Raw genomic sequence first — 5,482 nt, 5'->3', positions numbered from 1 at the left:
ACGAGAAGGGACAAGCAGAAGTGCCTCACCGGGGTGAGGCCCGCTTGTCTGCCTTGCGTCTGGGCTGAGACGCGTGTTTTCGAGTTTCCAGGCGACCACTGTTCTGTTCAGAACCAGGCTTACTTGAATTGAGTGGCTCATAGTATGCGAAGAACGCTCTAAACTGCACAGACAGCGCCCCAGGGGGTCAAGCGGCCCAGCATCTGTTCCGAGGGGGGCCAGCCAATACCAGCCTCAGGCATACGAGAAACTTTGCGGGAGTGGGTGGTGGGTTTATACCTGCCTCATTGCCCCAGGGCATGCGAAGGTTTGGTACAGGTCGTGGGCTTATCGCGACACCCAGGATGGCCTTTCATAGGGGCGGCGCACGGGCCGAGCCTGTGCTCGCTTTCAGATGCGCTTCAGCCAACCGAGTAAACTATGCTTGGGAGTGTGCTATGAACCTGGGAATGACGGAAATTCTGATCATCTTGCTGATTGCTTTGCTGCTCTTTGGCCCGCGCAAACTGCCCGAGCTGGGGCGCAGCCTGGGCCAGAGCATCCGCGAGTTTCAGCGGGGGGCAAGAAGCATCCGCGAGGAGTTCGAGAAAGCTGCCGATGTGAAGGAGTTCAAGGAAATCAAGGAAGAAATCAGCAAGCCTCTGGAGGAGATCAAGAAACCCCTCGAGGTCAAGGAAGAGCCTAAATCCTGAAGGGGTCTGCCATGCGCGAAGCCCCTTTGATGGAACACCTCGAGGAGCTGCGGAACCGCCTGATCTGGTCCATTGTGGCCTGGGCGGTCATGACGGCAGTGGCCTTTACCTTCAGGGTAGAGATTCTAGAGGCCCTGCGGCGGCCCCTGGACGCATACAACGCGAGCGCCTCGCTCAAGGCCGAGCTGATTGTCCTGAACATTACCGAACCCTTCCTGACCGCCTTCAAGGTCGCGGCCTTCGGTGGGTTGGCTCTGGCTTTGCCCTTCATCGTGTATCAAATCTGGGCCTTTATTGCGCCAGGTTTGTACGATCACGAACGCAGGCTGGCGGTTCCTTTTATTCTGGGGGCGGGCTTTAGCTTTGCGCTGGGGGCGGTATTTGCGTACTACGTGCTGCTGCCCTTCGCGGTACCCTTTTTGCTGGGCTTTTTGGGGGATGTGGTTACACCCCAAATTTCCATCGGGATGTACATGGGGCAAGTGGTGACCTTCCTGGCCCTGATGGGCATTCTCTTTGAGATGCCGGTGGTCAGCTATCTTTTAGCGCGGCTGGGCTTTCTCTCGAGCCGTTTTCTGGTCAACAACTGGCGCATTGCGGTGGTGCTGCTCGTCACCCTGGCCGCCCTCATTACGCCTACGGTGGATGTGGTCAATCTGAGCCTGGTCTCTGTCCCCCTGATGGTGCTCTACGGCTTTTCGATTCTGCTGGTCAAGTGGGCCGAACGCAGCCGTCCCAAAGAGGCAGAACCCAGTGCTGCTTGATACCCCTCCTGCAAAACCACCTTCAGAGGCCAGGTGGGGTGGCTGACCTGGCCCTTTACCCAATCTGAGACTCGAGGGCCTCGCCTAATACCCTCCCCAACCCTTCCTGCACGCAAAGGAGGGGCTTGAGGGCTAATCGTCTTTTTGGAATCTGTGGGAGTGTACTGGGTATCTTTCGGGTACTTTCAAGGCGAGAGGTGGTCGGGGGTTGGAAGTGGGCGATGGGTCTTCAACCCCTGCCGCCGACCCCTGTCCAGGAACATCTTGGAACAGCCTTTAGAGCGCTCTTTAGAGCCATTCATCCATAAGAAAGCTTTGTCCTGGACAGAATAGTGGTCGCCTGGAAACTCGAAAACATGCGTCTTTGCCCAGACGCAACGTAGACAAGCGTGCCTTACCGTGGTGAGGCACGTCTGCTTGTCCCTTCTCGTTTTCGTGGCGGCCACGTCTGTAAAGGGCGCAATAGTCTGGAAAGCTGGCTGGAACTCACTATTTGAGGAGCCTCCCTCGAGGCGAACGCATCGGGGGCGTTGTGGTTGACACCCGGTATCTTGCTTTGGGAAGGGTATCTTGGTATACCATTTGGTTCATGGACCAGCGCATTTTGAACCTGCGGCAGCAAGTAGACCAGATCAACCGCGAATTGCTCCGGCTGCTCTCCGAGCGGGGCAGGCTGGTGAGTGAGATTGGGCGCGTGCAGACCGAGCTGGGGCTTCCTCACTATGACCCCAAGCGCGAGGACGAGATGCTGGCCTATCTGACCCAGGAAAACCCCGGCCCCTACCCTGCTGAGACCATCAAGCGGCTGTTCAAGGAAATTTTCAAGGCCTCGCTCGACCTGGAAGAGCAGCAGGACAAACAAAAATTCCTCTACTCACGGCAGGTCAAGCCCGAGGACACCACCGTTCGGGTGGGGGAGGTGGTTTTTGGGGCGGGTAAGGTGCTGGTGGCCGGGCCCTGCTCCATCGAATCGGAAGAGCAGATGTTTGCAACCGCCAGGTTTCTGGCCGGCCACGGAGTTAAGGTACTGCGGGGGGGCGCTTACAAACCCCGCACCTCGCCCTATGGTTTCCAGGGGATGGGTGAGCCGGGCCTCAAGCTAGGCCGCAGGGCAGCCGATGCCCATGGCATGGTGTTTGTGACCGAGGTGATGGACACCCGCGAGGTGGAGGTGGTGGCCCAGTACGCCGACATCCTGCAAGTGGGCACCCGCAACGCCCAGAACTTTGCCCTGCTGCGCGAGGTGGGCAAGGCCAGCAAGCCGGTTCTGCTCAAGCGTGGCTTTGCCCAGACCATCGAGGAGTGGTTCTACAGCGCCGAATACATCCTCTCGCAGGGCAACGCCGAGGTGATTTTGTGTGAGCGGGGTATCCGCACCTACGAAAAATGGACGCGCAATACACTCGATCTCTCGGCGGCCATTCTGGCCAAGCAACTGACCCATCTGCCGGTGATTGTGGACGTGACCCATGCCGCCGGGCGACGCGACCTGCTGGCCCCGCTGGCTCGAGCGGCCCTGGCGGCGGGTCTGGACGGGGTTCATGTGGAGGTGCACCCCAACCCCAAAGTGGCCCTTTCCGACAACGAGCAGCAGCTCGATTTTGCCCAGTTTGAGCAGTTCATGAAGGCCATCGAAGACCTGATGCCGAAGGAGACCTCGAGGGTTTAGCCCCAGGTAAATGTCAGTTTCTCCCCTGACCCCACCCCCCCGTTCCCTGTACCCTGTACCCTGTGGGACTTTTTGACAACCTTGTTGGGGCCTTCCTCAAACTAACCGACCCCACGCCGGAATACACCGGGCCGCGCTGTTTGCTCGAGCGCAACAGCGTGGGGGGGTGCGACAAATGCCAGCAGGTCTGCCCGCATGGGGCCATCAACCTGCAAGCTTTTACCGTCGAGATAGACGAGGTGAAATGCACGAGCTGCGGGCTTTGTACGGCGGTTTGCCCGGGTTTGGCGCTGGAATTTCCCCTGGGCCCCATCCAGGAAAAGCTGCACCGCGGGCGAGGCCAGCTTCGTTGCTCCAAGGCCCCTGGAGCGGGCGACGAAATTCATTGTTTGGGACAACTGACTCCAGGGGTTCTGGCCGAAGCAGGTTCCCGCTTGGGTCCGCTGACCCTGGCGCATGGAGACTGCGCGAGCTGTAAGATTGGCGGCCCCTCCATGCCCGAAAGATTGCAGTGGGCCATAGGGGAGGCAAAGAGATATTTCCCGGAGCTGGAGGTGCACCTGCAGCAGGATGCCCTGCGTGGGGCGGAGGTGGGCCGCCGGGAGTTTTTTGGGGCCATGTTTGGAGGGGCCAGGCGTTCAGCCGCGGAGCTCGTGCCCAACCTGCCCCTGCCCCAACCGGAGCCCCTCGAGGACAAACGCTCGGAGTTGCCCGCCGAGCTGCGCTTGCGAAAGCTGGCGGCGCATCGTGCTGAGGTGGTGCGCTGGCCGCGCATCGCTGTGGCTGAAGGGTGCACGCTGTGCCCGGTTTGCACCAATGTTTGTCCGACCAAGGCCGTCGAGCGCGAGCGAGACCCCGCCGAGGGTCGGAGCGAAGAGTACGTCTTGAAGCTTAATGTATCGGCCTGTACGGGGTGCGGTGCCTGTGTGGAGAGCTGTCCTCCCCAGGTCATTTCGTTGGGGGAGGCCAGTCGAGCGGAAGTTTTTGGTGAGGCGCTCGAGCTCTATCGGGGCACGCCTCCCTGGTACGACGTCTAGGCTCCGAAGCTTTCCAGGACAAAGCCTTCTCATAGTCGAATGGCTCTAAATATGCGAAGAGCGCTCTGGGCATTGATGCAACACACCGGGTGAGGGCGGGTGGTCGTAGGTGGGTTGTGGCGCTTCAATGCCTGCTGCCTCCCAAACCCCTGCTCATGGCCCCAGTTTGCCAGGGGCCCAAGCAAGAACAGTTCTAGCTGCTTTGCTCTTTGGTCAGGGCACGAAAGGCCACCGGCTTGGAGAGCACCAGGGCGGTGGTGGTGGTGCCATATACGCCCAGCTTCTGATTGAGCATTTGCTCTAACTCCTGCACCGAGCGGAACACAGCGCGAATCTGGTAGCCATCGCGCCCGGTCAGGTTCCAGAACTCGAGCACGTTGGGCAGCTCTGAAATAAAGCGAATAGCCGCATGGTGGTTGCTGTGGGTCACCTCGGCTCGAATGAAGACCTCGAGGGTATAGCCCAGTTTGTTGGGGTCCACAATGGCCCGGTAGCCCTGGATAATTCCCGCTTCCTCCATCCGACGTACCCGCTCGGCCACCGCTGGAGCCGATAGACCCACCTGCCGCCCGATCTCGCTAAAGGGCAGGCGGGCATTTTGCTGGAGAAGCTCGAGGATTTTCCAGGAGTGATCGTCCATCGGTTTCGAATCAATGCTCATTTTGCAATTTTACCTTATTTCCTATTCCGAAATCGCATCTTTAGTTTGGATAAGCCATTTTCAAGCGCAAATAAGCCCACTACCATAAACGTATCGGCTTGAGTTGAGCCGATCGGGGAGACGCTCATGAAACACGCCATCAACGCCAAAACTCTGGAACAAAGCGCCCTTGCCGCCCACGCCCTGTTCACTCAAAAGCACAACGACCGGCTGGACTGGTTGGTCGATCGGCATTTTGTGGTTGAGCATCTGGTTCCAATCTTGCTCTGTCGCCTGCAAGCCCACCTTCCGATAGGGGCCGAGGAACTGGCCGAACTGTGGGCCGAACACCTCGGTCTGTCCGAGACCCTGTTACAAGCCTGGAAGCCCAGGCTAAAGCCCCTGTTTGCTGAATACCTCGATTTGCTGGCCGCAGAGTTGCGGGGGCCCGGTTCAAACCCCCAGCGGGTGCACCGCACGTTGAGTCGGGCTGGCTAGGGCGGGGCGAACCTTCTGGAAGGTCTGGGACAAGCCCCGATGCGCTCGTTCGGTGCGCCAACCCTTTGCCCATATTCGGCCCAGGCGAACGGCTGTGGCAGCAAGCTGACTGTCGTCGAATCAAATAGCGAGCCTCCCGGCATGCGAGAGCGGCATCAGCCAACGAGGAACCTCGTACGTCG

General features: G+C 59.4%; 6 protein-coding genes. 5 read left to right on the top strand and 1 reads right to left on the bottom strand.

Annotated features, from left to right (window positions below; translation table 11 throughout):
• The first annotated feature begins 437 nt into the window (after positions 1-437).
• From NZN28_RS13665 to NZN28_RS13650, 4 genes are all read left to right on the top strand, one after another.
• Positions 438-692: a twin-arginine translocase TatA/TatE family subunit gene (locus NZN28_RS13665; protein ID WP_295399062.1), complete on the top strand. Its 255-nt coding sequence runs from the start codon at positions 438-440 to the stop codon at positions 690-692.
• Positions 693-703: 11 nt separating this feature from the next.
• Positions 704-1,456, top strand: a complete 753-nt coding sequence (gene tatC / locus NZN28_RS13660) for a twin-arginine translocase subunit TatC (protein ID WP_295399060.1) — start codon at positions 704-706, stop codon at positions 1,454-1,456.
• 589 nt (positions 1,457-2,045) lie between these two features.
• On the top strand, positions 2,046-3,125 hold the full coding sequence (locus NZN28_RS13655) for a bifunctional 3-deoxy-7-phosphoheptulonate synthase/chorismate mutase (RefSeq protein ID WP_295399058.1): 1,080 nt from the start codon (positions 2,046-2,048) through the stop codon (positions 3,123-3,125).
• Between the two features lie 62 nt (positions 3,126-3,187).
• Positions 3,188-4,162: a 4Fe-4S dicluster domain-containing protein gene (locus tag NZN28_RS13650; RefSeq protein WP_295399056.1), complete on the top strand. Its 975-nt coding sequence runs from the start codon at positions 3,188-3,190 to the stop codon at positions 4,160-4,162.
• A 193-nt stretch (positions 4,163-4,355) separates the two neighbouring features.
• Here the strand turns inward: NZN28_RS13650 and NZN28_RS13645 are convergent, their stop codons facing one another.
• A complete protein-coding gene (locus NZN28_RS13645; RefSeq protein WP_295399054.1) occupies positions 4,356-4,823 on the bottom strand; it encodes an Lrp/AsnC family transcriptional regulator in 468 nt (155 codons plus the stop codon).
• Between the two features lie 126 nt (positions 4,824-4,949).
• Here NZN28_RS13645 and NZN28_RS13640 point away from each other — a divergent pair, with 126 nt between their 5' ends.
• Entirely contained in the window at positions 4,950-5,300 is a 351-nt protein-coding gene (locus NZN28_RS13640) for a hypothetical protein (RefSeq protein ID WP_295399052.1), read from the top strand.
• Positions 5,301-5,482 lie beyond the last annotated feature (182 nt).

Origin of the sequence: Meiothermus sp. (genome assembly GCF_025056915.1) — a bacterium.
Classification (GTDB): Bacteria; Deinococcota; Deinococci; order Deinococcales; family Thermaceae; genus Meiothermus.
Note: the sequence above shows the minus strand (reverse complement) of the source record. Positions and strands in the feature narration are given on the sequence as shown.